The sequence below is a fragment of the Leifsonia shinshuensis genome (assembly GCF_031456835.1).
In the GTDB taxonomy this organism is placed as follows: domain Bacteria; phylum Actinomycetota; class Actinomycetes; order Actinomycetales; family Microbacteriaceae; genus Leifsonia; species Leifsonia shinshuensis_C.
In genome coordinates this window covers 943,478-968,018 of sequence record NZ_JAVDVK010000001.1, presented here as the reverse complement: position 1 = coordinate 968,018, position 24,541 = coordinate 943,478, and the positions used below count along the sequence as shown (strand labels likewise).

General features: G+C 71.6%; 20 protein-coding genes. 8 read left to right on the top strand and 12 right to left on the bottom strand.

All coding sequences use genetic code 11. The annotated features are described in order from the left end of the window. Window positions 1-383: 383 nt before the first annotated feature. The 3 genes from J2W45_RS04760 to treS form a co-directional block, all read right to left on the bottom strand. Window positions 384-704 carry a DUF4190 domain-containing protein gene (locus tag J2W45_RS04760; protein WP_310129439.1) on the bottom strand — a complete coding sequence of 107 codons (321 nt, stop codon included), beginning with the start codon at window positions 702-704 and terminating at the stop codon, window positions 384-386. An 81-nt stretch (window positions 705-785) separates the two neighbouring features. Beyond that, complete coding sequence (locus tag J2W45_RS04755; RefSeq protein WP_310129438.1) at window positions 786-1,472, bottom strand: 3'-5' exonuclease; 687 nt, start codon at window positions 1,470-1,472, stop codon at window positions 786-788. Between the two features lie 151 nt (window positions 1,473-1,623). Beyond that, window positions 1,624-3,333, bottom strand: a complete 1,710-nt coding sequence (treS, locus tag J2W45_RS04750) for a maltose alpha-D-glucosyltransferase (protein WP_310129437.1) — start codon at window positions 3,331-3,333, stop codon at window positions 1,624-1,626. 149 nt (window positions 3,334-3,482) lie between these two features. Between treS and J2W45_RS04745 the strand changes: the two genes are divergently transcribed. Next, window positions 3,483-4,409 carry an alpha/beta fold hydrolase gene (locus J2W45_RS04745; RefSeq protein ID WP_310129436.1) on the top strand — a complete coding sequence of 309 codons (927 nt, stop codon included), beginning with the start codon at window positions 3,483-3,485 and terminating at the stop codon, window positions 4,407-4,409. Further along, a complete protein-coding gene (locus J2W45_RS04740; protein WP_310129434.1) occupies window positions 4,406-5,506 on the top strand; it encodes a glycosyltransferase family 4 protein in 1,101 nt (366 codons plus the stop codon). Before J2W45_RS04745 ends, J2W45_RS04740 begins: the two co-directional genes overlap by 4 nt. A 43-nt stretch (window positions 5,507-5,549) precedes the next feature. Here J2W45_RS04740 and J2W45_RS04735 read toward each other — a convergent pair whose 3' ends face one another. Continuing rightward, window positions 5,550-6,149 carry a histidine phosphatase family protein gene (locus tag J2W45_RS04735; protein WP_310129432.1) on the bottom strand — a complete coding sequence of 200 codons (600 nt, stop codon included), beginning with the start codon at window positions 6,147-6,149 and terminating at the stop codon, window positions 5,550-5,552. Window positions 6,150-6,240: 91 nt separating this feature from the next. Further along, window positions 6,241-7,086, bottom strand: coding sequence for a Sir2 family NAD-dependent protein deacetylase (locus J2W45_RS04730; RefSeq protein ID WP_396427061.1), 846 nt, complete (start codon window positions 7,084-7,086; stop codon window positions 6,241-6,243). Between the two features lie 119 nt (window positions 7,087-7,205). On the opposite strand from J2W45_RS04730, the gene J2W45_RS04725 reads away from it, so the two are divergent. Both J2W45_RS04725 and J2W45_RS04720 read left to right on the top strand, forming a co-directional pair. After that, entirely contained in the window at window positions 7,206-8,030 is an 825-nt protein-coding gene (locus J2W45_RS04725) for a TrmH family RNA methyltransferase (RefSeq protein WP_310129430.1), read from the top strand. Window positions 8,031-8,049: 19 nt separating this feature from the next. Then, entirely contained in the window at window positions 8,050-9,306 is a 1,257-nt protein-coding gene (locus J2W45_RS04720; RefSeq protein WP_310129428.1) for a D-alanyl-D-alanine carboxypeptidase family protein, read from the top strand. Window positions 9,307-9,339: 33 nt separating this feature from the next. Here the strand turns inward: J2W45_RS04720 and J2W45_RS04715 are convergent, their stop codons facing one another. After that, entirely contained in the window at window positions 9,340-10,128 is a 789-nt protein-coding gene (locus J2W45_RS04715) for an SGNH/GDSL hydrolase family protein (RefSeq protein ID WP_310129426.1), read from the bottom strand. A 190-nt stretch (window positions 10,129-10,318) separates the two neighbouring features. Between J2W45_RS04715 and J2W45_RS04710 the strand changes: the two genes are divergently transcribed. The 3 genes from J2W45_RS04710 to J2W45_RS04700 all read left to right on the top strand — a co-directional run bounded on the left by J2W45_RS04710 (window position 10,319) and on the right by J2W45_RS04700 (window position 13,819). After that, on the top strand, window positions 10,319-12,094 hold the full coding sequence (locus tag J2W45_RS04710) for a DEAD/DEAH box helicase (RefSeq protein WP_310134916.1): 1,776 nt from the start codon (window positions 10,319-10,321) through the stop codon (window positions 12,092-12,094). Window positions 12,095-12,196: 102 nt separating this feature from the next. After that, on the top strand, window positions 12,197-12,937 hold the full coding sequence (locus J2W45_RS04705) for a VIT1/CCC1 transporter family protein (protein WP_310129424.1): 741 nt from the start codon (window positions 12,197-12,199) through the stop codon (window positions 12,935-12,937). A gap of 45 nt (window positions 12,938-12,982) precedes the next feature. Continuing rightward, window positions 12,983-13,819 carry an AMP nucleosidase gene (locus J2W45_RS04700; RefSeq protein ID WP_310129422.1) on the top strand — a complete coding sequence of 279 codons (837 nt, stop codon included), beginning with the start codon at window positions 12,983-12,985 and terminating at the stop codon, window positions 13,817-13,819. Between the two features lie 143 nt (window positions 13,820-13,962). On the opposite strand, the gene J2W45_RS04695 is transcribed toward J2W45_RS04700, so the two are convergent. The 3 genes from J2W45_RS04695 to J2W45_RS04685 are packed head-to-tail and all read right to left on the bottom strand — an operon-like array spanning window position 13,963 to window position 19,618. Continuing rightward, entirely contained in the window at window positions 13,963-17,349 is a 3,387-nt protein-coding gene (locus tag J2W45_RS04695) for an error-prone DNA polymerase (protein ID WP_310129420.1), read from the bottom strand. Continuing rightward, window positions 17,349-18,926, bottom strand: a complete 1,578-nt coding sequence (locus tag J2W45_RS04690) for a DNA polymerase Y family protein (RefSeq protein WP_310129418.1) — start codon at window positions 18,924-18,926, stop codon at window positions 17,349-17,351. The genes J2W45_RS04695 and J2W45_RS04690 overlap by 1 nt, the downstream gene beginning before the upstream one ends. Beyond that, complete coding sequence (locus J2W45_RS04685) at window positions 18,926-19,618, bottom strand: hypothetical protein (RefSeq protein ID WP_310129416.1); 693 nt, start codon at window positions 19,616-19,618, stop codon at window positions 18,926-18,928. The genes J2W45_RS04690 and J2W45_RS04685 overlap by 1 nt, the downstream gene beginning before the upstream one ends. A 137-nt stretch (window positions 19,619-19,755) precedes the next feature. On the opposite strand from J2W45_RS04685, the gene J2W45_RS04680 reads away from it, so the two are divergent. Further along, window positions 19,756-20,187, top strand: coding sequence for an NUDIX hydrolase (locus J2W45_RS04680; protein ID WP_310129415.1), 432 nt, complete (start codon window positions 19,756-19,758; stop codon window positions 20,185-20,187). 9 nt (window positions 20,188-20,196) lie between these two features. Here the strand turns inward: J2W45_RS04680 and J2W45_RS04675 are convergent, their stop codons facing one another. The 3 genes from J2W45_RS04675 to J2W45_RS04665 form a co-directional block, all read right to left on the bottom strand. Next, on the bottom strand, window positions 20,197-21,030 hold the full coding sequence (locus J2W45_RS04675; RefSeq protein WP_310134914.1) for a DUF3097 domain-containing protein: 834 nt from the start codon (window positions 21,028-21,030) through the stop codon (window positions 20,197-20,199). 54 nt (window positions 21,031-21,084) lie between these two features. Then, window positions 21,085-21,375 (bottom strand): DUF6504 family protein, encoded by a 291-nt coding sequence (locus J2W45_RS04670; protein WP_310129414.1) that lies wholly within the window; start codon window positions 21,373-21,375, stop codon window positions 21,085-21,087. Between the two features lie 81 nt (window positions 21,376-21,456). After that, on the bottom strand, window positions 21,457-24,447 hold the full coding sequence (locus J2W45_RS04665) for a DUF7927 domain-containing protein (protein WP_310129411.1): 2,991 nt from the start codon (window positions 24,445-24,447) through the stop codon (window positions 21,457-21,459). Window positions 24,448-24,541 lie beyond the last annotated feature (94 nt).

The following is a 24,541-nucleotide window of genomic DNA, read 5'->3' as shown; positions in this document are numbered from 1 at the left end:
GGATCTCCATCCGCAGAGCGTTGCGTCGGAGATTTGAGACCCGTTCTCCGACGCAAGCAGGTTGGCGTCCGGGGCCGCGGCGCCCGCGCCGGCGGCCTCAGTTGCCAGTAGGTAGGAGATGCGGCCGGACCGGGCCCAGGTCTCCGTACCGTCGGAGATTCTCGACCGTGTGTCGGAGACCCGGCCGATTTCGACCCAGGGCTCCGTACCGTCGGAGATTCGCAACCGTACGTCGGAGATCCGGCCGGATCGGGCTCGCATCTCCGTCCGCAGAGCGTTGCGTCGGAGATTTCGGACCCGTTCTCCGACGCAAGCCTGCGCTCGGGCCAGCACGCACGAAGGCCCCCGTCGAGCCGACGGGGGCCTTCGCGGTCTGTCGGAGGTCAGGAGCCCTGGTAGGTCACGTTCGGGTTGGCGGCGATGGCGGCCACGATGATGATCGTGAAGATGATGCCGAGGGCGAGCGCGATGAAGCCGATGATGATGGCCGCGAGGGCGAGGCCGCGGCCCTGCTCCCCGGTGCGCTTGATCTGCGACAGGGCGACGAAGCCCAGGATGATGCCGAGGATGCTGATGAAGAAGGTCGCGACGAAGGCGACGATCGACATCGTGTTCCAGCCCGGCTGTGCGCCGCCGTAGGGCTGCTGGGCGTACTGGGGCTGCTGGGGCGGGAGGGGCTGCGGGTTCAGATTCGAGTCGCTCATGCCGCAGACACTATCGGTCCCGGTAGACGCAGGAGTAGCCCCCAGGTGAGGGAGAAGCGGAGCGCGGGTGCCGGGCGGGCCTCAGCGGATCGGCCAGGCGCCCGAGGTGGTGAACTCCGGGTCGCGCTCGCGACGCATGTACTCCTGGAAGTCGGCGGCCTGCTCGCGGCACCAGTCCACCTGGCGGCGGTGCAGCTCGGCGGCTTCGAGGGCCAGGGCCTCCGCGTGGATGCGTGCGAGCGCCTGGGCGACACGGCCGGCGGCGATCGCGTCGGCGCCCGCGTCGTGAGCGGCCAGCAGGTCGACGCCGTAGTGCGTCGCGGTGACGGTGAGGGTGCGCTTGCCGCGGCGGTACTTGTCGACGGCCCTGTCGATCACGAGCGGGTCGATGATCGGGCCGGGGGAGACGAGGGGCTCGACCTGATGGCGGCGGGCCTCCCGGTCGAGCAGGGTGAAGTCGTAGGGGGCGTTGTAGGCGACCACGGGGATGCCGCGGTCGAACAGGCTGCGCAGCTGCGCGACGATCGCGGCCACGCCGCGGGCCGCATCCATGCCGTGCTCCCGGGCCTGCTCCGTGGTGATGCCGTGCACCGCGGTGGCCTCGGACGGAATCTCGACCTGCGGGTCGAGCAGCCAGTCCCGGCGGTGCAGCACTTCGCCGGACTCGTCGAGGAGCCCGACGTGGCCGGTGACGATCCGGGCCGATTCGACGTCGATTCCGGTGGTCTCGAGGTCGAAGACCCCGAGACGCTGGTGCCACGTGCTCATGCCTTCACGCTAAGCGGACCCACCGTCATCCCCGGGGAACGGCACGCCGAGGTGCACGTACTTGCGCTCGACACGCCGCGGAAGTGCACAACAAGGTGCACTTCGGCGAAGAGGCGAACGAGTGGACGGGCTCGGCGAGGGGCGGAGCCCCTCAGTCGCGGCGCGGCTCGATGTGCAGCCAGTAGAAGTTCTGGGTGCCGAGCGTGAGGGTGAAGCGGCCGTCCTCGGCGACGGTCGGGAACTCCGCGCCGCCGAACAGGTCGTACAGCGCCCGGCCCGCGAGGTCCGGGGCCTCCAGTGTGACCGACACCGGATTGTGCGCGAACGAGAACACGCACAGCACGTCCTCCGGCTGGTCGCCGAAGTGCGTGCCGCTCCCGCCGTACGAGCGAACGAAGGCCAGCACCGACTCATGGTCGGTCGGCAGCACGCGGATGTCGCCCAGGCCGAACACGGGATGCGCCTTGCGCACGTGGATGACGTTGCGGATCCAGTGCAGCAGCGAGCGCGACTGCGCGAGCTGCGCCTCCACGTTCACCTGGTTGTAGTGGTAGACCAGCGACTGCACGACCGGCAGGTAGAGCTTGCCCGGGTCGGCGCTCGAGAAGCCGGCGTTGCGGTCCGGGGTCCACTGCATCGGCGTCCGGGAGCTGTCGCGGTCCGGCAGCCAGATGTTGTCGCCCATCCCGATCTCGTCGCCGTAGTAGAGGAACGGGCTGCCGGGCAGGGAGAAGAGCAGCGCGTGCGCCAGCTCGAGCTCGGCGCGGGAGTTGTCGAGCAGTGGCGCGAGGCGGCGGCGGATGCCGATGTTGGCGCGCATCCGCGGGTCGTAGGCGTACCAGCCGTACATCGCCTGCCGGTACTCCTCGCTCACCATCTCGAGCGTGAGCTCGTCGTGGTTGCGCAGGAAGACGCCCCAGGCCGCGCCCTCGGGCACGTCGGTGGTCTCGGAGAGGACGCGGACCAGCTCGCCGGCCTGCTGCGACCGCAGCGCGTAGAAGATGCGCGGCATGACCGGGAAGTCGAACGCCATGTGGCACTCCGGCTCCTCCTCGGTGCCGAAGAAGGCCGCGACCTCGCGGGGCCACTGGTTCGCTTCGGCGATCATCACGCGTCCGGGGTACTCGCGGTCGACCCATTCGCGCAGCTTGATGATGAACTCGTGGGTCTTCGGCTCGCCCTCGCCGTTGCCCTCGTCGGACTCGTAGAGGTACGGGATGGCGTCGAGTCGGAAGCCGTCGACGCCGAGGTCGAGCCAGAACTTGACGATGTCGTACATCGCCTCGTGCACCGCGGGGTTCTCGAAGTTGAGGTCGGGCTGGTGCGAGAAGAAGCGGTGGAAGTAGAACTGCCGGCGCGCCTCGTCGAAGGCCCAGTTGGAGTCCTCGGTGTCGACGAAGATGATCCGGATGTCCGGCCACTTGTCGTCCGTGTCGTTCCACACGTAGAAGTCGCCGTACGGGCCCTCGGGGTCGGAGCGGGACTGCTGGAACCAGTCGTGCTGGTCGGAGGTGTGGTTGATCGGCAGGTCGATGATGATGCGCATGTTGCGCTCGTGCGCCTTGGTGACCAGCTCGCGGAACTCGTCGATGGTGCCGAACTCGGGGAGGATCGCCTTGAAGTCGGAGACGTCGTAGCCGCCGTCGCGCAGCGGCGACTTGAAGAACGGCGGGAGCCAGAGCGCGTCGATGCCGAGCCACTGCAGGTAGTCGAGCTTGGAGGTGAGCCCGGAGATGTCGCCGGAGCCGTCGCCGTTGCTGTCGACGAACGAGCGGACCATGACCTCGTAGAAGACCGACCGGCGGTACCACTGGGGATCGAGGGCGAGCCCGGGCAGCGTGATGGGCGCGGTGAAACTCACGGTTCTCCTTGGGGGGCGGAGCGGCGGCGGGGGACTGCGGGGGTGGGGACTGCGGGGTGGTGCAAGCGATTGCAACCAGTGAAGTCTAGGGCGTGGCGACCCCGGCCTGTCCAGTCCTCTTCCCGCCACGCCGCCTAGACTGTCTGGCGATGCCCGTCTCGTCCCCCTATGCCGCCGCTCTGGAGCGCGTCCCCGTCCGCGAGGGGGAGGTCCGCCTCCTCGGTTCGTCGACCCGGTACTGGGACTACGGCGATCCGGATGCGGCCACCACGCTCGTCCTCGTCCACGGGTTCCGCGGCGACCACCACGGCCTGGAGCCGGTGGTCGCGCAGCTCGACGGCGTGCGGATGGTGTCGCCCGACCTGCCCGGTTTCGGGGCGTCCACGCCGATGACGGAGGCGGCCCACGACATCGGCGGGTACGGCCGCTGGCTGACGGAGTTCGTCGCCGCGCTCGGTATCCCCGCCGACGCTCGCCTGGTGCTGCTCGGACACTCGTTCGGTTCGATCGTGGTGTCGGGATCGCTCGCGGCGTCCGGCGCCGGCTCGGCGGACGACCGCCGCCCCGACGACGTGGTGCTGGTGAACCCGATCGGGCAGCCGGCGCTGGCAGGTCCCCGCGGCATCCTGACCCGGCTCGCGATCTTCTACTACTGGCTCGCCGCCGTGCTTCCGGAGCGGCTCGGGTTCGCCCTGCTGCGCAACCGCCTGATCGTGCGCGTCATGAGCGTCGCGATGGCGAAGACGAAGGATGCGGCCCTGCGCCGCTGGATCCACGACCAGCACGACCGCTACTTCTCCGCGTTCAGCGACCGCCGTGTGGTGCTGGAGGCGTTCCGCGCCTCGGTCTCGCACGACGTGAGCGAGTACGCCGCGCGCGTTCCGGAGCGCACGCTGCTGGTCGCCGCCGAGAAGGACGACATCACCCCGGTCGCGGCCGAGTACCGGCTGCAGACGCTGTTCCCGTCGGCCGAGCTGGTCGTCATCCCGGAGGTCGGGCACCTCATCCACTACGAGACCCCGGCGGCCGCGGCCGACGCCATCCGCCGGTTCCTGGACGAGGGGACGGCGGCGTGAGGATCCTGTTCGACTGCCGCTACACGCGCACCGGGCGGCACGACGGCATCAGCCGGTACACGGCCGAGCTGGTCGGGGCTCTGGCGAAGCTGCATCCCGTCACGATGCTGATCAACGACCACCGCCAGCTGGAGATGCTGCCCGACCTGCCGTGGGAGCTCATCCCGTCGCCGACGTCGGCCGGAGAGCCGTGGGTCGCGCGCAGCGTCAACAAGCTGAACCCGGACATCGTGTTCACCCCGATGCAGACCATGGGCGGTTTCGGCCGCCGCTACAAGCTCGTGCTCACCGTGCACGACCTGATCTACTACCGCCACCCGACGCCGCCGCGCGACCTGCCGGCCTTCGTGCGTGGCCTGTGGCGGCTCTACCACCTGGCCTGGTGGCCGCAGCGGATGCTGCTGAACCGGTCGGACGCGGTGGTCACCGTGTCCGAGACGACCAAGGCGCTCATCGCCGAGCACCACCTGACGAAGCGGCCGGTCTCGGTCATCTCGAACGCGGCGCAGATGCCGGAGCTCGCCCCCGGGCGCCGGGAGCGCACGGCGCCGGAGACGAAGAGCCTCGTCTACATGGGCTCGTTCATGCCGTACAAGAACGTGGACACGCTGGTGCGCGCCGCCGCCCTGCTGCCGGACTACACGCTCCACCTGATGAGCCGGGTGACGGATGCGGAGCGCGCGCGTCTGACCGAGCTGGCCCCGGGCGCTTCACTGGTGTTCCACAACGGCGCCAGCGACGAGGAGTACGCCGAGACGCTCGCCGCCGCGACGGCCTTCGCGTCGGCCTCCCATGACGAGGGATTCGGCATCCCGCTACTCGAGGCGATGACGGTGGGGACGCCCGTGCTGGCCAGCGACATCCCGATCTTCCGCGAGATCGGCGGGAATGCGGCGCTGTACTTCGAGCCGGACTCGGCCGAGCAGGTCGCCGCGAACGTGCGGCGGCTGGAGCAGGGCGACGAGTGGGCCGCGCGCTCGGCCGCCGGCCGCGCCCAGGCCGCGCGGTACACGTGGGACGAGTCGGCGCGGCGGCTGCTCGCGGTGCTGACGGACACCGTGGCGGGTGCGGACGCCGAGGCCGTTCGCCGCCGCTGAGCCGGCGCGGCACCGCTGATGCGCGCCAGCGGGCGCCGTCGCGTCACATGACGGAGGCGGTGAACAGGTCGCGGTCCTCCGGGCCGAGGTTGAAGCGGTCGAGGGTGAGCGCGCCGTCCTCGTAGATGAACCGGTGCACGGAGCCGTTGGGAATCAGCTCGCCGGGACCCGGCAGCGCGTGGTCGGTGACGTGCCGGACCAGCGACGAAATCACGCCGCCGTGGCTCACCACGATGACGTTCTCATCGGGATGCCGCTCCCCGAGGTCGCGCAGCGCAGGCAGGGCGCGGGCCACGACCTCGTCCCGCGTCTCCCGTCCGGGCACCGGGGTGCCCTCGGGCCAGCGCGCGAGGATCTGCTCGCCGGTCATCCCCTCGGCCTCGCCGTAGTTGCGCTCGGCGACCGCCGCGAGGGCCTCCGGGCGGCCGAGGCCGACGTGCCCGGAGATGATCCGGGCCGTCTCCATCGCGCGGGAGAGCGGGCTGGCGTAGATCGCGTCGAACCGGCCGCCAGCGAGCGCCCGTCCCGTCGTCTCGGCCTGCTCGCGGCCGGTCGCGTTGAGCGGGATGTCGCTCGAGCCCTGGATGCGCTTGGCGAGATTCCAGTCGGTCTGTCCGTGCCGCACGAGGGAGATGAAGGTCACACGCGTCCTTTCGCTGCGGGACGCGGTGCCTCGCGCCGTCCCGGTCGCCGTCCCCGGTCGCCGACCTCGGTCGCCGGACCGGGACCCCGGCTCAGGGGAGCCGCTTGGCCAGCTCGACCAGCGTCTCCGTCGTCCCGCCGTCCAGCTTAATGGTCGCGCGCGCGTCGCCCTTGGTCTGGCCGCGGTTGACGATGACGATCGGGAGACGGCGACGCCGTGCCTCCTCGAGCAGGCGGATGCCGGAGTTGACGACCAGCGACGACCCGGCGATGAGCAGCGCATCCGCCGACCGGACGAGAGCGCTCGCCTCGCGGTACTTCTCGGCCGGGACGAACTCGCCGAAGAAGACGACGTCGGGCTTCAGGTGCCCGCCGCACACCGTGCAGTCGGGCACGACGAACGCGTCGATGTCGGTGACGACGGCGTCGCCGTCCGGCGCGATCTCGACCGCGCCCTCGGTGTCGAGCCACGGGTTGGCGGCGTCGATGCGCGCGGTGATCGCCTCGCGCGCGAAGATCTGGCCGCAGACCAGGCAGAGCACCCGGTCCATCGCGCCGTGCAGGTCCACAACTCGGCGGGAGCCGGCCTGCTTGTGCAGCCCGTCCACGTTCTGGGTGATGACGCCGTTGGCGGCACCCGACTCCTCCAGCCGCGCCAGCGCGCGGTGCCCTTCGTTCGGATGCGCCGCGGCGAACCGGCGGTAGCCGAGGTGGCTGCCCGCCCAGTAGCGCTTGCGGTAGCGGTCGTCGGAGAGGAACTGCTGGAAGGTCATCGGCGTGCGCTTGGGCGCGCCCTCGCCGCGATAGTCCGGGATGCCGGAGTCCGTCGACACGCCGGCGCCCGTCAGCACCGCGAAGCGACGGCCGGCGAGCATGTCGACGGTCTGGTCGATGCCGCGCGCGAGCTCCGGCGGGAGCGCGGTCGTCAGGGTGGTCACAGGCACCTCCAGGTTGTCCCTGAGTCTAAACACCCCAGTTTTCCGTTTTGTTTCGGGCGGCTGGATGTCGCGGCCCGCATGCGTCCTCCGCGCCCTTCGCGGACTGGCAGGCTGGAGGCATGCAGCTGCACCGCATCCACGATCTCGACGCCGACGGACTCGCCGACTATTCCCGCCTCACCGACGTCGCCCTGCGCCGCGTCAGCGAGCCGGCCGGCGGCCTCTACATCGCCGAGTCGACGAAGGTGATCACGCGCGCTCTCGCCGCCGGGCACATCCCGCGCTCGGTGCTGCTGCAGGAGCAGTGGCTGCCCGACGTGGAGCACCTGCTCGCCGGTTTCCCTGACGTGCCCGTCTTCGTCGGCGACGCCGCGCTTCTCGAGCAGCTGACCGGCTACCACCTCCACCGCGGCGCACTGGCGGCGATGCACCGGCCGGAGCTGCCGGACCCGGCCGAGCTGCTCCGCGACGCGCGCCGCGTCGTGGTGCTGGAGGACATCGTCGACCACACGAACGTCGGGGCGATCTTCCGGGCGGTCGCCGGGCTCGGCGCGGACGCCGTGCTCGTCACTCCGCGCTGCGCCGACCCGCTGTACCGCCGCAGCGTGCGGGTGAGCATGGGCACCGTGCTGCAGGTGCCGTGGACGCGGCTGCCGGAGTGGGATGCGGCCCTGCCGCTTCTGCACGGGGCCGGGTTCGACATCGCCGCGCTGGCGTTAGCCGACGACGCGGTGACGCTCGACGCGTACGCGGCCGCGCCGCCGGAACGGATCGCAATGGTGTTCGGGGCCGAGGGCGACGGCCTGAGCCGGCGTGCCCTCGCGGCGGCGGACACGGTCGTCACCATCCCGATGCTGCACGGGGTGGACTCGCTCAACGTCGCGTCCGCCTCCGCCGTCGCGTTGTGGGCGCTGCGCGCGCGTTCTCAGGCGTCGCATCGGTAGCGCCCGCTAAAATCCGACCGTGCCCCAGCAAGTCCTCGCCGATCCGCCGCGCCGTGTCTCACGCAAGGTGTACCGCCGCCGGCGCATCGTGGTCTTCGGGCTGCTGACGGCCATCCTCGTCGCGTTCGTCTACGTCGTCGGTTCGCTCGTCGCGCCGATCCCGGCGACCGCCGCGGTGACCGCGCACGACAAGACGATCGCCCAGCCCGCGGTGCAGCTCGCCTGGCCCGGGTACGGGGCGTCCGCGATCGTCGCACCCGACTATCCCGGCGCTTCGGCGTCGCACGGCACCGAGGCGAGCGTGCCCATCGCGAGCATCACGAAGACCATCACCGCCCTGGTCGTGCTGGAGAAGAAGCCGCTCAACGGCAATGATCAGGGCCCGGACATCGCGTTCACCCAGCGGGATGTCGACATCTGGAACCAGGTGATCGGCGCGGGTGGCTCGTGGGCGCCGGTGGTCGCGGGCACGTCGATGACAGAGAAGCAGGCGTTCGAGGCGATGCTGCTGCCCTCCGCCAACAACTACGCCATCTCGCTGGCGAACTGGGCGTACGGATCGACGGACGCGTTCGTGAAGGCGGCGAACGCGTGGCTGGCGCAGAAGGGCTTCACCGGAACGAAGATCGTCACGCCCGACGGCCTCGACCCGGGCAACGTCAGCACCACGAAAGACCTGATCGGGATCGGCAAGCTGGTGCTGGCATCCCCGGCCCTCTCGTCCATCGTCTCCCAGAAGAACGCGACGCTTCCGGGCGCCGGGTCGCAGGACAACACCAACACTCTGCTCGGCTTCGAGGGAATGGACGGCATCAAGACCGGCAACACCGACGAGGCCGGCAACTGCCTGCTGTTCTCGGCGCAGGTGCCTGTCGGGTCGACCAAGGTGCGGGTGCTCGGCGTGGTGCTCGGCGCGCCGACCCACGACGACCTGTGGGCGGGCGTGCAGGCGCTCCTGACGAGCGTGAAGGCGGGCTTCCACGAGGTGACGCCGGTGCAGAAGGGCCAGGTGTTCGGCACCTACACCACGGCGTGGGGCGCGTCGTCGAAGCTCATCGCCACCGAGTCGAAGTCGTTCGTCGTGTGGTCGGACACGCCCATCCAGGTGGACCTCCAGACGCGTCCGCTCTCGTCCGGGTTCACCGGCGACATCCTGGGACAGGGGACGTTCACGCTCAACGGGAAGACGACGACCGTGCCACTGGCGCTCGCGAAGGACGTGCCGGATCCCGGATTCGGCTGGCGCCTGGCGCACCCGGGCGGGCTCGGGAGCTGAGTTCGGGGCTCGGTCGCGCGTCCGGGCGGGCGCTCAGTCGCGGGTCAGCAGGAACGGTCCCGCGTCCGGGCGCTTCGGCGTGACGTGATCGCCGGACGACTGGTGCCGGATGCGGCGAAGCACCCACGGCACGAGGTACTCCCGTGCCCACGAGAGGTCCTCGGACCGCGCCTGGCGCCAGGTGCGCGCGGGGAGCGGCTCCGGCTGCAGCGGCTGCAGGTCGTTCTCGACGTTGAGCGCCGCGAGCACCATCCGGGCGACGGTGTGGTGGCCGAGCGGCGCGAGGTGCAGGCGGTCGGGCGCCCACATCCGCTGGTCCTGGATCTCGGTCAGCGCCCACTGGTCGGCCACGATGCAGTCGTAGCGGGCGGCGATCGCGCGGACGTTCTCGTTGTAGATCGCCACCTTGCCGCGGATGCCGCGGAACACGGGGGAGAAGCCGACGTCGACGCCGGTGAAGACGACCACAGTCGCGCCGTCCGCGCTGAGGCGGGCGACCGCCTGGTCGAAGAGGGCGGCGATCTGGTCGGGGTCGGTGCCGGGGCGGATCACGTCGTTGCCGCCCGCCGAGATGGTGATGAGGTCAGGCCGGAGCGCGACCGCGGCATCCACCTGCTCGTCGAGGATCTGCTTGATCAGCTTGCCGCGCACGGCCAGGTTGGCGTAGGCGAAGTCGTCGGTCTTGCTGCTGAGCACCTCGGCCACCCGGTCCGCCCAGCCGCGATGGCCGCCCGGGCTGCCCGGCTCCGGGTCGCCGATGCCTTCGGTGAACGAGTCGCCGAGGGCGACGTAGCGGGACCAGGGATGCTGTGCTTCGGCCATTGCTCCATTCTGCATCGGACGGCGGTGTCGGTGCTCTCGGGTAGATTTGATCCAAGTGGAGACGACAGAACAACCCGAGCCGATCACGTCCGCCGGAGACGGTGAGCGGGCCGGCGGCGAGCGGGCCGGCGGTGAGGGAAACGGCGGCGAGGGGAACGGCGGCGAGGGGAACGGCGGCGAGCGGCCCGGTGTGCACGCCGGCAGCTTCGCCGCGGAGCATCTTTCGCCTTCCTTCCCGGAGCGTGCGGCCTGGGGCACGGCGAACAAGCTGCGCGCCTGGCAGGCGGAGGCCCTCGACGCGTACTTCGTCCACGAGCCGCGCGACTTCCTCGCCGCGGCGACCCCCGGCGCCGGTAAGACGACCTTCGCGCTGCGTCTCGCGACCGAGCTGCTGTCCCGGCGCGTGGTCGAGCGCGTCACCGTGGTCGCGCCCACCGAGCACCTGAAGCGGCAGTGGGCAGAGGCGGCCGCGCGCGTCGGGCTGCACCTCGATCCGGAGTTCAAGAACTCCGACGGCCGGTACGCCCGCCACTACCGCGGCGTCGCCGTGACCTACGCGCAGGTCGCGATGCGTCCCTCGCTGCACAAGGACATCACCGAGGCGCACAAGACGCTGGTCATCCTCGACGAGGTGCACCACGGCGGCGACGCGCTCAGCTGGGGCGACGGCATCCGGGACGCATTCGAGCGGGCCACCCGGCGGCTGTCGCTGACGGGTACGCCGTTCCGCTCCGACACCGCGCCGATCCCGTTCGTCACCTATCTGCCTGACCGTCAGGGCATCCGTACCTCCGTCACCGACTACAACTACGGCTACGGGCGCGCGCTCGAAGACGGCGTGGTCCGTCCCGTCATCTTCATGGTCTACGCCGGCCACATGCGCTGGCGCACCAAGACCGGCGACGAGATGGAGGCGCGGCTCGGCGAGGGCAACACGAAGGACATCACCTCGCAGGCCTGGCGCACGGCGCTCGACCCGCGCGGCGAGTGGATCCCGGCGGTGCTGTCGGCCGCGGACAGGCGGCTCACCGAGGTGCGCAACTCCATCCCGGACGCCGGCGGGCTCGTCATCGCGACCGACCACTACGCCGCCCGCGCGTACGCGGACCTGCTCCAGCAGATCAGCGGCGAGCCTGTGACGGTCGTGCTCTCGGACGAGAAGGAGGCGAGCGACCGGATCGAGCAGTTCTCGAAGGGCGACTCGCGGTGGATGGTGGCCGTGCGGATGGTGTCGGAGGGCGTGGACGTGCCCCGGCTGGCGGTCGGCGTGTACGCGACCAGCGCATCCACCCCGCTGTTCTTCGCGCAGGCCATCGGACGCTTCGTGCGCGCCCGCCGTCGCGGCGAGACGGCCTCGGTGTTCCTGCCGAACGTTCCGACCCTGATGGCGCTGGCGAACGCCATGGAGCTCGAGCGGGACCACGCGCTCGACAAGGTGACGGACGAGAACGCCGAGGGCGACCTGTGGAACCCCGAGGACGCGATGGTCGCCGAGGCGAACCGCGAGGAGCGGGCGTCGGAGGCGCTGACCGAGGAGTTCGCGTTCGAGGCGCTGGGGTCGGAGGCGAACTTCGACCGCGTCCTCTACGACGGCAAGGAGTTCGGGAGCTTCGCGGTGCCCGGCACGGACGAGGAGCACGACTTCATCGGCCTGCCCGGCATCCTCGAACCCGAGCAGGTGCACGAGCTGCTGCTGCAGCGGCAGCAGCGCCAGGCCCGGCGGCACTCGTCGCGTTCGCCCGCGGCGGAGGGGCATCCGCCGGCGCCGCTGCACCGGACGCTCAAGGAGCAGCGGCAGCTGCTCAACAGCCTGGTCGGCCTGTACGCGAAGAACACGGGGGAGGCGCACGGGCTCATCCACGCCGAGCTGCGGCGCGTGTGCGGCGGGCCGGCGGTCGCGCAGGCGAGCGTGACGCAGCTGCAGGCGCGGATCGACTACCTGCGCAAGCGGCTGGGGTCGCACTAGGGCGGCTCGGCGCGCTTGAGCGTGGCTCGGGGTGCTTCTCGGGCGCGTTAGGGTCGCCGAACCTTCCTGGCGGAGGTGCGCGCGGGTTCCTAGGCTGGGCGCATGGCCGACAGCATGGGAAGCGCAGCATCCGCCCCGGAGCAGCACCCGGACGAACCGCACCGCGGCGGCCTCGCCCAACGGCTCAACTGGCTGCGCGCCGGCGTGCTCGGCGCCAACGATGGCATCGTGTCGGTGGCCGCGGTGGTGGTCGGCGTCGCCGGAGCGACGACGTCCGTCCCCGCGATCGTCACGGCCGGCCTTGCCGCGCTCGTCGGCGGTGCGATCTCGATGGCGCTCGGGGAGTACGTGTCGGTGAGCAGCCAGCGCGACAGCGAGCGCGCCCTGATCGCCAAGGAGCGCCGGGAGCTGGCGGAGATGCCCGAGGAGGAGCTCGAGGAGCTGACCGGGCTGTACGAGCAGCGCGGGCTCTCGCCCGAGACGGCGCGGCAGGTCGCGATCGAGCTCACCGAGCACGACGCCCTCGCGGCGCACCTCTCGGCGGAGCTCGGGATCGACCAGGACGACGTGGTCAGCCCGTGGCACGCGGCGCTCGCGTCGGCGGTCGCGTTCACGTGCGGCGCGATCCTTCCGATGCTGACCATCCTGCTGCCGCCGGAGCTGCGCATCCCGGTGACGTTCGTCGCGGTACTCATCGCGCTGGCGCTCACCGGCTACGTCGCGGCGTGGATCGGCGGCAGCTCGCGGGGACGTGCGATGATCCGTGTGGTCATCGGCGGGGCGCTCGCCTTGGCGGCGACGTTCGCGATCGGCTCGCTGCTGGGCACGACGGTCGCCGGGTAGCCGGACCTGCTCGCTGCGGCTGCTGAGGAACGAGAGGGACGACAGATGGTGGATGCGGAGAACACGGTCGACACGGCGGCGGTCGCGCCGCCGGCGTCGACGATGAAGGACAAGGCCGCCATCGTCCGCGACTGGCTGCCGCGCTACACGGGGACGCCGCTGGAGGAGTTCGGCGAGTACGTGCTGCTCACCAACTTCGGCGACTACGTGGAGCGGTTCGCCGAGTGGTACGGCGCGGAGGTCCGCGGCCGTGACCGGTCCATGCCCAACGCCACGGCCGACGGCATCACGATGATCGACTTCGGGATGGGCAGCCCGAACGCCGCGACGGTAATGGACCTGCTCTCGGCGGTGTGCCCGAAGGCGGCGCTGTTCCTGGGCAAGTGCGGGGGAGTGAAGAGCAAGAGCCGGGTCGGCGACCTGGTGCTGCCGATCGCGGCCATCCGCGGCGAGGGCACCTCGAACGACTACCTGCCGCCGGAAGTCCCGGCGCTGCCCGCGTTCCAGCTGCAGCGGGCGGTCTCGTCGAGCATCCGCGACGTCAAGCAGGACTACTGGACCGGCACCGTCTACACGACGAACCGCCGGGTGTGGGAGCACGACGACACGTTCAAGGAGTACCTGCGGCGCACGCGTTGCATGGCGGTCGACATGGAGACGGCGACGGTGTTCGCCGCGGGCTTCGCCAACCGCATCCCGAGCGGCGCCCTGCTGCTGGTCTCGGACCAGCCGATGACGCCCGAGGGCGTGAAGACGGCGCAGAGCGACCTCGGGGTGACGCGCGACTTCGTGGAGCGGCACATCCGCATCGGCGTGGAGGCGCTGCGGCTGGTGCGCCGCAACGGCCGCAGCGTGCGGCACCTCCGCTTCGAGGACGACTGACGCGGCGCCTGCGTCGTCGCACCCCCTGCGCGGGGCACGATTTGTGCCAAATCGTGGTTATGGCGGCCCGATAACCACGATTTGGCACAAATCGTGAGGGGAACGTAAAGGCGGCGCCGGCCAGGGCGGCGGCGGCGCGCGGGTCAGCGGAAGTCGCGGGAGACGGTGCGGATGCCCGTGTCGAGGGCTTCGAGGCGGTCGGCGACCACGTTGACCACGCCCTCCTCGCTGCGCTCCAGGATGCCGCGGACGATCATCGCGGGAGCCTGCCGGGCGACGCGGCGGTAGCGGTTCCACACGCCGACCGGGCACACGACGTTGATCATCCCGGTCTCGTCCTCGATGTTGAGGAACGTCACCCCCGCCGCGGTCGCGGGGCGCTGTCGGTGCGTGACCACACCGCCGATCTCGATGCGGCGGCCGGACTCGCTCGACGCCAGCGTGTCGGCCCTGCGCACGCCGCGCGCGGCGAGCGCAGGGCGGAGGAACCGGATGGGGTGGTCGTCGGTCGAGATCCCGGTCGACCACAGGTCGCTGGCGAGCTGCTCGGCGGGGGAGAGCAGCGGCAGGAGCGGCGGCTGGACCGTGATCGCGGTGCCCGCCAGGAACTCGGGACGCTCCTGGGCGGCGTTGCCGGCCTCCCAGATCGCCTGCCGCCTGCTCAGGTCGAAGCCCTCGAAGGCTCCGGCCGCGGCGAGCGCCTCCAGCTGGCCGGTGTTGAGGCCGGTGCGGCGGGCGAGGTCGGCGAGGTCGCGGTACGGCCCGTCCGCCTCCCGCTCGGCGACGATCCGCTCGGCGACCTTCTCGCCGATGGAGGTGACGGCCGCGAGCCCGAGGCGGACCGCATGGCCGGCGTCGCGCCGGTGCGCCGCGAAGTCGAGCGGCACGGCCGGGTCGAACCGCTCGATCGGCGGCTGGTCGGGTTCCCGGCACGCGTCGGCGCCGCTCGGGCCGGGCTGCGCCGCATCCAGCGGCTCGAGCAGCGGGAAGACGCCGGAGCGCTGGATGTCGGGCCGGTGCACGATCACGCCGTGGCGGCGGGCGTCGGCGGTGAGCGTGCGCGGCGAGTAGAAGCCCATCGGCTGCGCACGCAGCAGGCCGGCGAGGAACGCGCCGGGGTAGTGCAGCTTCATCCACGAGCTCACGTAGACCAGCAGGGCGAAGCTGATCGCGTGGCTCTCGGCGAAGCCGAAGTTGGCGAACGCCTCGATCTTCTCGTAGATCGCGTCGGCGTCGGCTCCGGTGATGCCGTTGTGCGCCATCCCCGCGTACAGCTTCGCCTTGAGCGCGTCGATCTTCTCGACCCCGCGCTTCGATCCCATCGCACGGCGAAGCTGGTCGGCGTCCTCCGCCGTGCAGTCGCCGACCGCGACCGCCATCTGCATCAGCTGCTCCTGGAACAGGGGCACCCCCAGCGTCCGCTCCAGCACCGGAACCAGCGACGGGTGCAGGTAGGTGACCGGCTCCTTGCCGAGCTTGCGGCGGATGTACGGGTGCACCGCGCCGCCCTGGATGGGGCCGGGGCGGATCAGGGCGATCTCGATCACCAGGTCGTAGAAGCTGCGCGGCTGGAGGCGCGGCAGCGTCCCGATCTGGGCGCGGCTCTCCACCTGGAACACGCCGATGGAGTCGGCCCGGCAGAGCATGTCGTAGACGCCCGCCTCTTCTTTGGGGATGGTCTCGAGCGTCCACTTCTCGCCCAGCGACGCTTCGATGGTGCGCATCGAGTAGTCGAGCGCGGAGAGCATCCCGAGCCCCAGCAGGTCGAACTTGACCAGACCCATCCACGCGCAGTCGTCCTTGTCCCACTGCAGCACCGTGCGCCCCTCCATGCGGGCGTGCTCGATCGGGCACACCTCGCCGACGGGACGATCGGTGAGCACCATCCCGCCCGAGTGGATGCCGAGGTGCCGCGGGAACTTGAGCACCTGCTGGGCCATCCCCACCACGTCGTCCGGGATGTCGTGGTCGTCGCTGGTCTGGACGCTTCCCCAGGCGTCGATCTGCTTGCTCCAGGCGTCCTGCTGACCGGTGGAGTAGCCGAGCGCCTTCGCCATGTCGCGCACGGCGTTCTTCGGGCGGTACGTGATGACGTTGGCGACCTGTGCGGCGTTGTGCCGGCCGTACTTGGCGTAGACGTACTGGATGACCTCCTCGCGCCGGTCGGAGTCGAAGTCGACGTCGATGTCGGGCTCCTCCTCCCGCATGCTGGAGAGGAACCGCTCGAACGGCAGGTCGTACTTGATCGAGTCGACGGCGGTGATGCCCAGGAGGTAGACGACGGCCGAGTTCGCGGCCGACCCGCGACCCTGGCAGAGGATGCCGCGGCTGCGGGCGAAGCGCACGATGTCGTGGACGATGAGGAAGTAGCCGGGGAAGTCCTTCGCCTCGATCACGTCGAGCTCGCGCTCGATCCGCTCCCGCTTCGCCGGGTTGCGGTCGAGGTCGGGGTAGCGCTCCGCGGCCCCGCGCCAGGTGAGCTCGCGCAGCCAGCTCATCGGGGTGTGGCCGTCGGGGACGTCCTGCTTCGGCAGCCGCGGACGTGCGCTCCGGAGACGGAACGCGAGGTCGTCGGCGATGTCGACCGTCCGCTCGACCGCGCCGGGGTAGCGGGCGAAGCGGCGGGCCATCTCCGCGCCGCTGCGCAGGTGCGCAGCCCCGGCGGCCGGAAGCCAGCCGTCGAGCTCGTCGAGGCTGCGGCGGGCGCGCACGGCGGAGACGGCGGTCGCGAGCGGGTACTGCGCGGGGCTCGCGTAGTGGACGTTGTTGGTCGCGACCGTGGGCAGGCCCAGCCGCCCGGCGATGCGGGCCAGGATGTCGTTCTCGGTGGAGTCGCGCGGGCCGCCCTGGTCGATCAGCTCGACGAGCACGTTGTCGCGCCCGAACAGCTCGGTCAGGCGCGCGACCTCGCGCTCGGCGGCGCGTTCGCCCCCGCCGGCGAGCGCCAGCCGCACGTCGCCCTTCCGGCAGCCGGTCAGCACCATCCACTCGCCGGCGGACTGCTGGGCCAGCTCGTCGAGGCGGTACACCGGGCGGCCCTTCTCGTCGCCGGCGAGCTGACCGGCGGTGATCGCGGCGGCGAGCCGGTGGTAGCCCTCCTGCTGCCGGGCGAGCACGACGAGGTGGCTGCCCTCGGGGTCGGGCTCGCCGTTCTGCGGCTTGGAGAGCGAGAGTGAGAGCTCGGCGCCGAACACGGTCTTCACCCGGTCGTACGCCTCGGCGGCCTCGGCCAGGTGCACGACGCCGTAGAGCCCGTCGTGGTCGGTGAGCGCGAGCGCGTGCAGGTTCAGCCGTGTCGCCTCCTCCAACAGCTCCTCCGGGGAGGAGGCGCCGTCGAGGAAGCTGAAGTTGCTGTGCGCGTGCAGCTCCGCGTACCGGACGGCCTCCTCCGGTGCCTTCGGGATGGGCTGCGGGACGTACTTCTGCCGCTTGCGCGACGACGGCCGCTCGTCGGCCTGCTGACCGGTGCGCCGTCCGGAGAGCCGGCGCTCGAACTCGGCCCACGGGATGGGCGGGTTGTCGAATCCCATCAGTCGTACCGCGCTTCCGCGAACCAGCCGGAGCCGGCGAGGGAGAGCAGCCACGCCGTACCGTCGGCGTCCACCAGCTGGAACCGGTGCATCGCCCGCGCGAGCGACGCATCCCACCACCGTTCGCGCACCGGCCACGGGCCTGCCCAGGAGTCGACGGGCCGCGCATCCCGCGGCGTGCCGGTCGCCGAGAACAGGGCGATCGGTGCGGTGACGTCGCCGCGGTCGGTCACCTCGACCGGTGCGCCCTCCACCGTCAGCACCGCGACGGGACGCGGCACCTCGAACACCGTCGACGGCGCCGGGGCGCGGAGCGACCCGGGCCACGGCCGGTCCGCGCGCGCGACCCCGACCGGACGGTCGCCCCACGGCACCAGCACCTGCCGCTCCGCGGGGGCGCGGCCGCCCGCGATCGTGGCGGTGACCACCGCCTCGTGCCCGAGCATGCTCTGCACCCGGGTGAGGCCGTGGTGGATGCGCTCGTCGGCGCCGCCGCCCCACAGGCCGTCCTCGTGGTGGCCGATGTCGTCGACCGCCTCCGGCGCGAGGGCGACGCGGGAGATCGGCGACGCCAGGCCGGAGTCGATGGCGCCCGCGCCCTGCAGCTGCCAGCGCACCCGGTCGACCACATCCGGCGCTGAGAACAGCCGGGGGTGCAGCCAGGTGCGATCGCTCACCCGCCCGGACTCGTCGGTCACCTCCACCCGCAGCGACGTGCACACCAGCCCCGCCTTGGTGAGGCCGGCGATGAACTGCTCCGCGGCGCCGCGCACCGCGAAGGTCACCTGGTCGACCCGGTCGAGGGGAGGCTCGAACTCGATCGCGCGGTCGAGCTGCTTCGGCGGGGTGCGCGGCACCACGGCGGTGCCGTCGAGCCCGCTGGCCAGGGTGTGCGCCTGCTCGCCCCGCTCGCCGAACCGCTCGCGCATGTCGACGCGGGAGAGCGCGGCGATGTCGCCCAGCGTGTGCAGCCCGAGCCGGCGCAGCAGCGGCGTGAGGTCGGAGAGTCCGAGCTGTGCGACCGGGAGCGGCGCGAGGAACGCGGGGGAGCCGCCCGCCGGGATGACCCGCACGCGGGTGCGGGTGCCGCCGGTGGAGCGGGCCGCCTGCTCGGCGGCGAACGGTCCGTCGGCGACGCCGACCCGCGCATCCGGCAGGCCCAGCTCTTCGAGGCAGCGCAGCAGCTCGGCGGCCGCCTCCTCCTCTCCGCCGTAGTAGCGGGCGGGGCCGCGCGCCCGCAGCCCGAACGTGCCGGGGCGGACCGGCTGGACGCCGGGCGTGATCTCCTCCACCCGGGCGAGCACCGGGTCGAAGGCGCGCGCATCCTGCACCGGGTCGTACGGGACCACCTCCAGCTGGGGGCAGCGGGCCTGCGCCTCGCGCATCCGGAGCCCCCGCTTCACACCGTCGGAGCGCGCCGCCTCCGAGCACGCGAAGACGAGACCCTTCTCGACCAGGGCGAGCGGCAGCTCCGGCGCCAGGTCGAGCGCCTGCTGGGCCGCGATCACCGGCCAGTCGGGGCACCACACCACGATGGCGCGGGTCACGGCCGGCTCGTACCCCTTGGTGGCGGCCATCAGCCCACCGCCTCGAGCCGGGTGGGGGCGGTGGCGCGGAAGCTCTCGTCGACCGCCGGCAGCCACAGGTCGGCGGCGCGGCGCGGGCCGGACCCGCCGCGCGGCGCGGACTCCACCGTCACCCGTCGGGACGAGAGGTAGCCGTACCCGGCGCCCAGCCCGTCCCAGCCGCTCCGCGCGACCCGCAGCGTGGCCTCGACCTGAGGCCAGTCGCCCGCGACGATGAGCGTCGCCTCGCGCTGCCGCAACCGGGCGCTCAGGCGCGCCACGTCGCCGCCCGTGGCGCGGGACGGCGGGGCGACGACGACCACGCTGAGCACGTCGACGACGGCCGCGGTGACGGTCAACCAGTCGTCGCCGGGATGCGGCACCAGCACCAGCCGCTCGAGGTCGATGCCGAACCGGCTCGCGGCCTCCGCGCCGAAATCGGGCATGCCCACCACACCGCACCAGGCGCCGGCCGCGCTCGGACCGGCGAGCATCGCCATCAGCAGGGTGGTCGACCCCTGCACCGAGTAGGCCACCCCCGCCTTGAGCGCGCCGCCAGGGAGGAGGGGGGAGAGGGCGGGATGCGTCTGCAGCGTCCGGCTCTCGAGCTTGGTCGCCTGCATCTGCCGGATGCGGGTCTGCAGCTCGTGCACCTGCGCCCGGTCGACGACCGGTTCGCTGAGTGAGGAGGCTGCGAGTGACACCCTCCTATTTTCGAACACATGTTCGAATCTCGCAAATGAAATCTGGCGGTATCGACCCGGTTTCGGAAGGGGGTCGAACCGGCGCAGAGCTGTGCCGGCACTGTACGCCGGACGACCGACAGCGGACACAATGGAGGGTGCGCACCACCTACCCTGCGGCCGTCTACCTCTGCCTCTTCGACGGCGATCGCCTCCTGCTGCAGCGTCGTATGGGCACGGGCTACCGGGACGGCGAGCTGTCCCTCCCCGCCGGGCACGTCGAGCCGGGGGAGTCGGCCACCGCCGCGGTCCTGCGGGAGACGCGCGAGGAGATCCGGGTGGAGCTCGACCCGGGCGACGTGCGGCTCGCGCTGGTCCAGCACGGGCGCGCGGACGGCGACGCCTACATCGACTTCTTCTTCGTCGCCGACCTTCCACCCGGCGCGCAGCCGACGATCGGCGAGCCCGACAAGGCGTCCGAGCTGGTGTGGGCGCATGTGGATGCGCTGCCCGCGGACGTCATCCCCGTCATCCGGAACGGCATCGAGGCGCTGCTGCGTGGCGAGACGTACACGGAGTACGGCTGGTAGCGCCGCCCGCTACGGTTCGGTGACGAAGTCGATGAGGTGCTCGACCCGGCCGAGGAGCTCCGGTTCGAGGTCGGAGAACGACCGCACTCGACCGAGGATGCGCTTCCACGCGCGGGCGATGTCGGCCTGGGTCTCGTGCGGCAGTCCGAGCGCCGCGCAGATGCCGTGCTTCCACGGCACCGAGCGGGGGATGGCCGGCCAGGCGTCGAGGCCGACGCGCTCCGGCTTGACCGCCTGCCAGATGTCGACGAAGGGATGCCCGACGACCAGGACATGTGCTCCGTAGGGCCCGCGCGCGACCTGCTCGGCGATCCGGCTCTCCTTGGAGCCGGGCACCAGGTGGTCCACCAGCACGCCGATTCGACGGCTGCGGTCGGGGCGGAACTCTTTCACGATCGCATCCAGGTCGTCGACGCCTTCGAGGTATTCGACGACGACGCCCTCGACGCGGAGGTCGTCCCCCCAGACGCGCTCCACGAGTTCGGCGTCGTGCCGGCCCTCGACGAAGATGCGGCTGGCGCGCGCGACGCGCGCCTTCTGCTCGCCCACCGAGAACGACCCGGAGGCGGTACGGGCCGGTCCCCCCGCCGCGCGCGACGGGACGACGAGCCGCACCGGTTCGCCGTCGATCAGGAACGAACCGGTGAGAGGGAACACCCGCTTCTTGCCGAAGTAGTCCTCGAGCTCGACGGTCTGCGCCTCCAGGCGGGTGATCGCCCCGCAGAAGCCGCTCGCGGCATCCTCGATCACCAGGTCCCGCACGGCCTCGACGGTCGGCACGGCCTTGCGGCCCGCGTTCTTCCAGTCGCCGGACAGGACATCGGTTACGTAGCGGTCGTCCATCACCCGATGGAGGCTATGCGACCGGATGCGCCTGGTGCGGGAGGCACGCCCGCCTCAGTCGAACACGCGGACCAGCCGCCACGACCGCTCGACGGCGTCGTGCCGGACGTCGAACACGTGGGCCACGCCGTCTTCGCTCGTGCCCTGGAACCGCCACCCGCCGATCTCCCGGGGCAGGCTCCCGATCGTGTAGCGATGCTCGCCGAACGGTCGCCACCAGGCGCACACCTCCGCCCAGACCGTGGGCGTGTCCGACACGCGGTACCGGGTGGACCGCCACACCAGGCGCGTGGGGACGCCCTCGTCGGTCGTCCAGACGGCGACCGCCTCGTCGATCTCGGTCATACTGCTCACCTCGCCACTCGAACAAATGTTCGAGAACGAGTGTAACGTCCACCCGCCGACAGCGCACCCCCGCGTGCCCGCTCATCCGGCTCGCCGCCGTCTGAGCAGCAGGCAGGAGCCGAGCACTCCCGCGGCGCCCAGCGTGCCGCCTCCCGCGACGGTCAGCGTGTCCGTTCCCAGGCCGCCGGTGAAGGGGAGGGCGGGGACCGGGAGCTGCGTGTTCGCGATGTCCGGAAGCGCGACCGCGGAGTCCGTCCTCGACACCACGACCGGGATCGGACGCAGATCCCGGAGGAAGCCCTCCGGCGCACGCGTCTCCACCAGCTGGTACGTGCCCGGTCCCAGCCCCGTCACGCGGAACAGGCCGGCGACGGGGTCCCTGTCCGCTCCCGGGCAGTCGCCGTCCGCCGCGGTCACGCAGTCGGCGACGGCCGTCGCGGGCCCGGTGGCCCGCCCGGACCCGTCGACGGGCGTCAGGGTCCACTCCGATCCCGCGAGGACGTTCTTCGCCGCGGTCGCGTCGGTCTTGCGCCAGGTGGCATCGACGACCTCCACCGTCACGGTCGCGGTGCACGCCGGATCGTTCGAGCCGGCCGGGCAGTTCGAGCCCGGGGATGGGGACACGACTGCGTTGACGAGCTCGTGATCGCCGGGGTCTGGGCTCCGGACGATCACCGAGTACGTGATCGTCGCACTCCCGCCCGGGGGCAGAGAGCCTGTCCATCGCAGCGTGGGTGCCACGTAGGTCACCGTCCCCGTCGTCGCCCGCTGGTCGTCTGCCAGGGTCGCCTCCGCGAGCACATCGCTCAGGTCGTCGGTCACGACGGCCTCCGCGTAGGCCTGCGAACCCGTGTTCCGGATGAGGATCTCGTACTCGACGCGGTCGCCGGGCCGCGCGTCCTTCACGGAGGACGTCTTGGTGAGGGCGAGCGAGCACCGGGCCGGGTCCTGGCTGACCTGGAAGACGGCCGCTCCGGTCGTGTTGCCGTTCGGGGCGTCCGACCCGGCGGCCGAGGTCGTCACGGCGCTCGCCGAGTTCGACAGCGTCGGCGGCGCGGCGTCGTCGCAGGTGCTCGCGGGCGCGGTGGTGGCGAAGCACATCTGCGGCGGATCCCCCCACCAGGCGACGACGATCTGGGCCCCGCGGACGTTGCCGATGTCGGTCACGCCGTTGAGGGTGACGCTCGCCGTGAGCTGCGTCACCGTCCGTGGGATGTCCGAGATCTCCCAGGCGAGCGCTCCGGCGTTGAGGGTCAGGGCGCGGTCGTGCCATCCCGGGATGACGGATCCGTTCTGATCCTTGAGCGTCACGGACCCGGTCCGGTACGCGGCCGTATCGAGGCCGGACAGGCTGAGCGCGTGCCAGAGATGGAACGACGCGGCTCCCGTGCCGCAGTAGAAGCTCTCGGGCTTCACCGTCACCGATGTCGTCGCCGGAGGGATGCACGCCCCACCGGTGACGGCGTCGAAGAAGGTGATCTGGCCGCCGTCACCGGTCGCGACGAGGCAGTCCGGGGTGAACGACGTCGCGGGACGCGTGGTGTAGTTCTTGCTGTTCGCCGGCTTTGTGAAGCCGGTGCAGGTGGGCACCGTGCCCGACCCGGAGTAGCGACCGAAGTCGAGGCAGGTCACGACGTCGCCGGCCGGCGCGTACACCTTCGTGCCGATCGTGAAGACGTCTCCCGAGCCGTTGCCTCCGGCGCCGACGATCGCGCCCGTCCCGGAGTAGGGGTTGGTCGGCTGCGCCACCCCGGTGAGGCTCCAGCAGGCGGAGGTCGTGCCGGTGCCGTTCGCCAGCGTGCAGATCCCGCTGAGTGCGCCGGTGGCCGACAGTCGGGGAGCGAACGGAGTCCCCGCTTTGGCGAGGGACGAGGACGTGGCCACCGGCCACGAGCCGGCGCACAGGGCCTTCGATGCCAGGTCGTAGCAGTAGGTCTGCCATGAGCCGGCGCTGGTCAGCTGGACGCTCGCGAATACGTGGTCGCCGAACACCGCCGACGTGTAGACGTTCGCGGTGGTGACTCCGGTCGTCAGCCGGACCTGCCCGCAGGTCGCGGAACTCGGCGTGATGCAGACCAGGTAGGCGGAACCGGAGCCGACGGCACTCGCCCAGGTGTTGCCGTCGGATGCCGGGAGGCCCGTTCCTCCGATCGTCGCGGCGACCTGGGTGTTGCTGGTGGTCGCGCCGATCGGGACGGACGAGAGGCCGCAGCTGGTCGGGGTCGTGGTCGCCAGGTCGAGGCAGGCGATGACGACGCCCGAGTTGTCGTCCGGCCCCATGTACCAGTGCAGTCGAGTGCCCTCCAGCCAGGTGCCGTTCTGCTGGGCGCTCTTGCCGGGGTAGACGATGCCCGTGCCGATCGGCGTCCCAGTGGTCGACGACCAGCTCTGGACGTTGCTCGACGTCGGCCACCCCGGGCACGTCGCGCCGGTGGGCGTGGCGCAATAGACGATCGCCCCCGAGCTGTGGTGCCAGATCGCGTAGATCATGCCGTTGTGGACGACCGCATTGTAGGCGTCGCCGCCGGCGACACGGAGGTCGACCGGAGGACTGATCGTGAACGGGGGCGACGCCTGCTGGGTGCGGGGGAGCATGCCGGACGCCCTGAAGCCGACGCCGGTCGCATCGGCCGGCGGGGCGCCCGTCGCCCACGAGACGCCGCCGTTCGTCGAGTACTGCGGGGTCACCGCGCCGGCCGGATTCGACGGGGGCGGAAGAACCAGTGAACCGGGGACGTACGTGCCTGCCCGCGTCAGCACGTCGGTGAGCGACACCTCCGCGGGCGCATCGCTGTTGTTCTGGTAGCCGACGACCCACGACACCGTGTCTCCCGGCCGCGCCGTGCCGGTGGCCGGGCCGCCGGGTGCATCCGGCGCGGCCGCCCTCGATCCGTTTTCCGTGTCGGTGCCCGTGGCCTGGATGGTGGAGAGCGCGGTCGTCGATGCGGCGGCGAGCGGAGGCGGCGCAACCAGCGCAGCGGCGACGACTCCGACGGCGGCGCACAGGACCAGGCACGCGGCTGCCCAGCACGCGCGCGGCCGTCGCGCCGCGGGCCCGAGTCGATGCGCCATGGTGAGTGCTGCCCCTCCGCCGTGGGGGACGGATGTGTCCCCGCTTAACGAAGACGACGGGGACGCGGTCGCATAACGCGGATGGCGGTCCTAT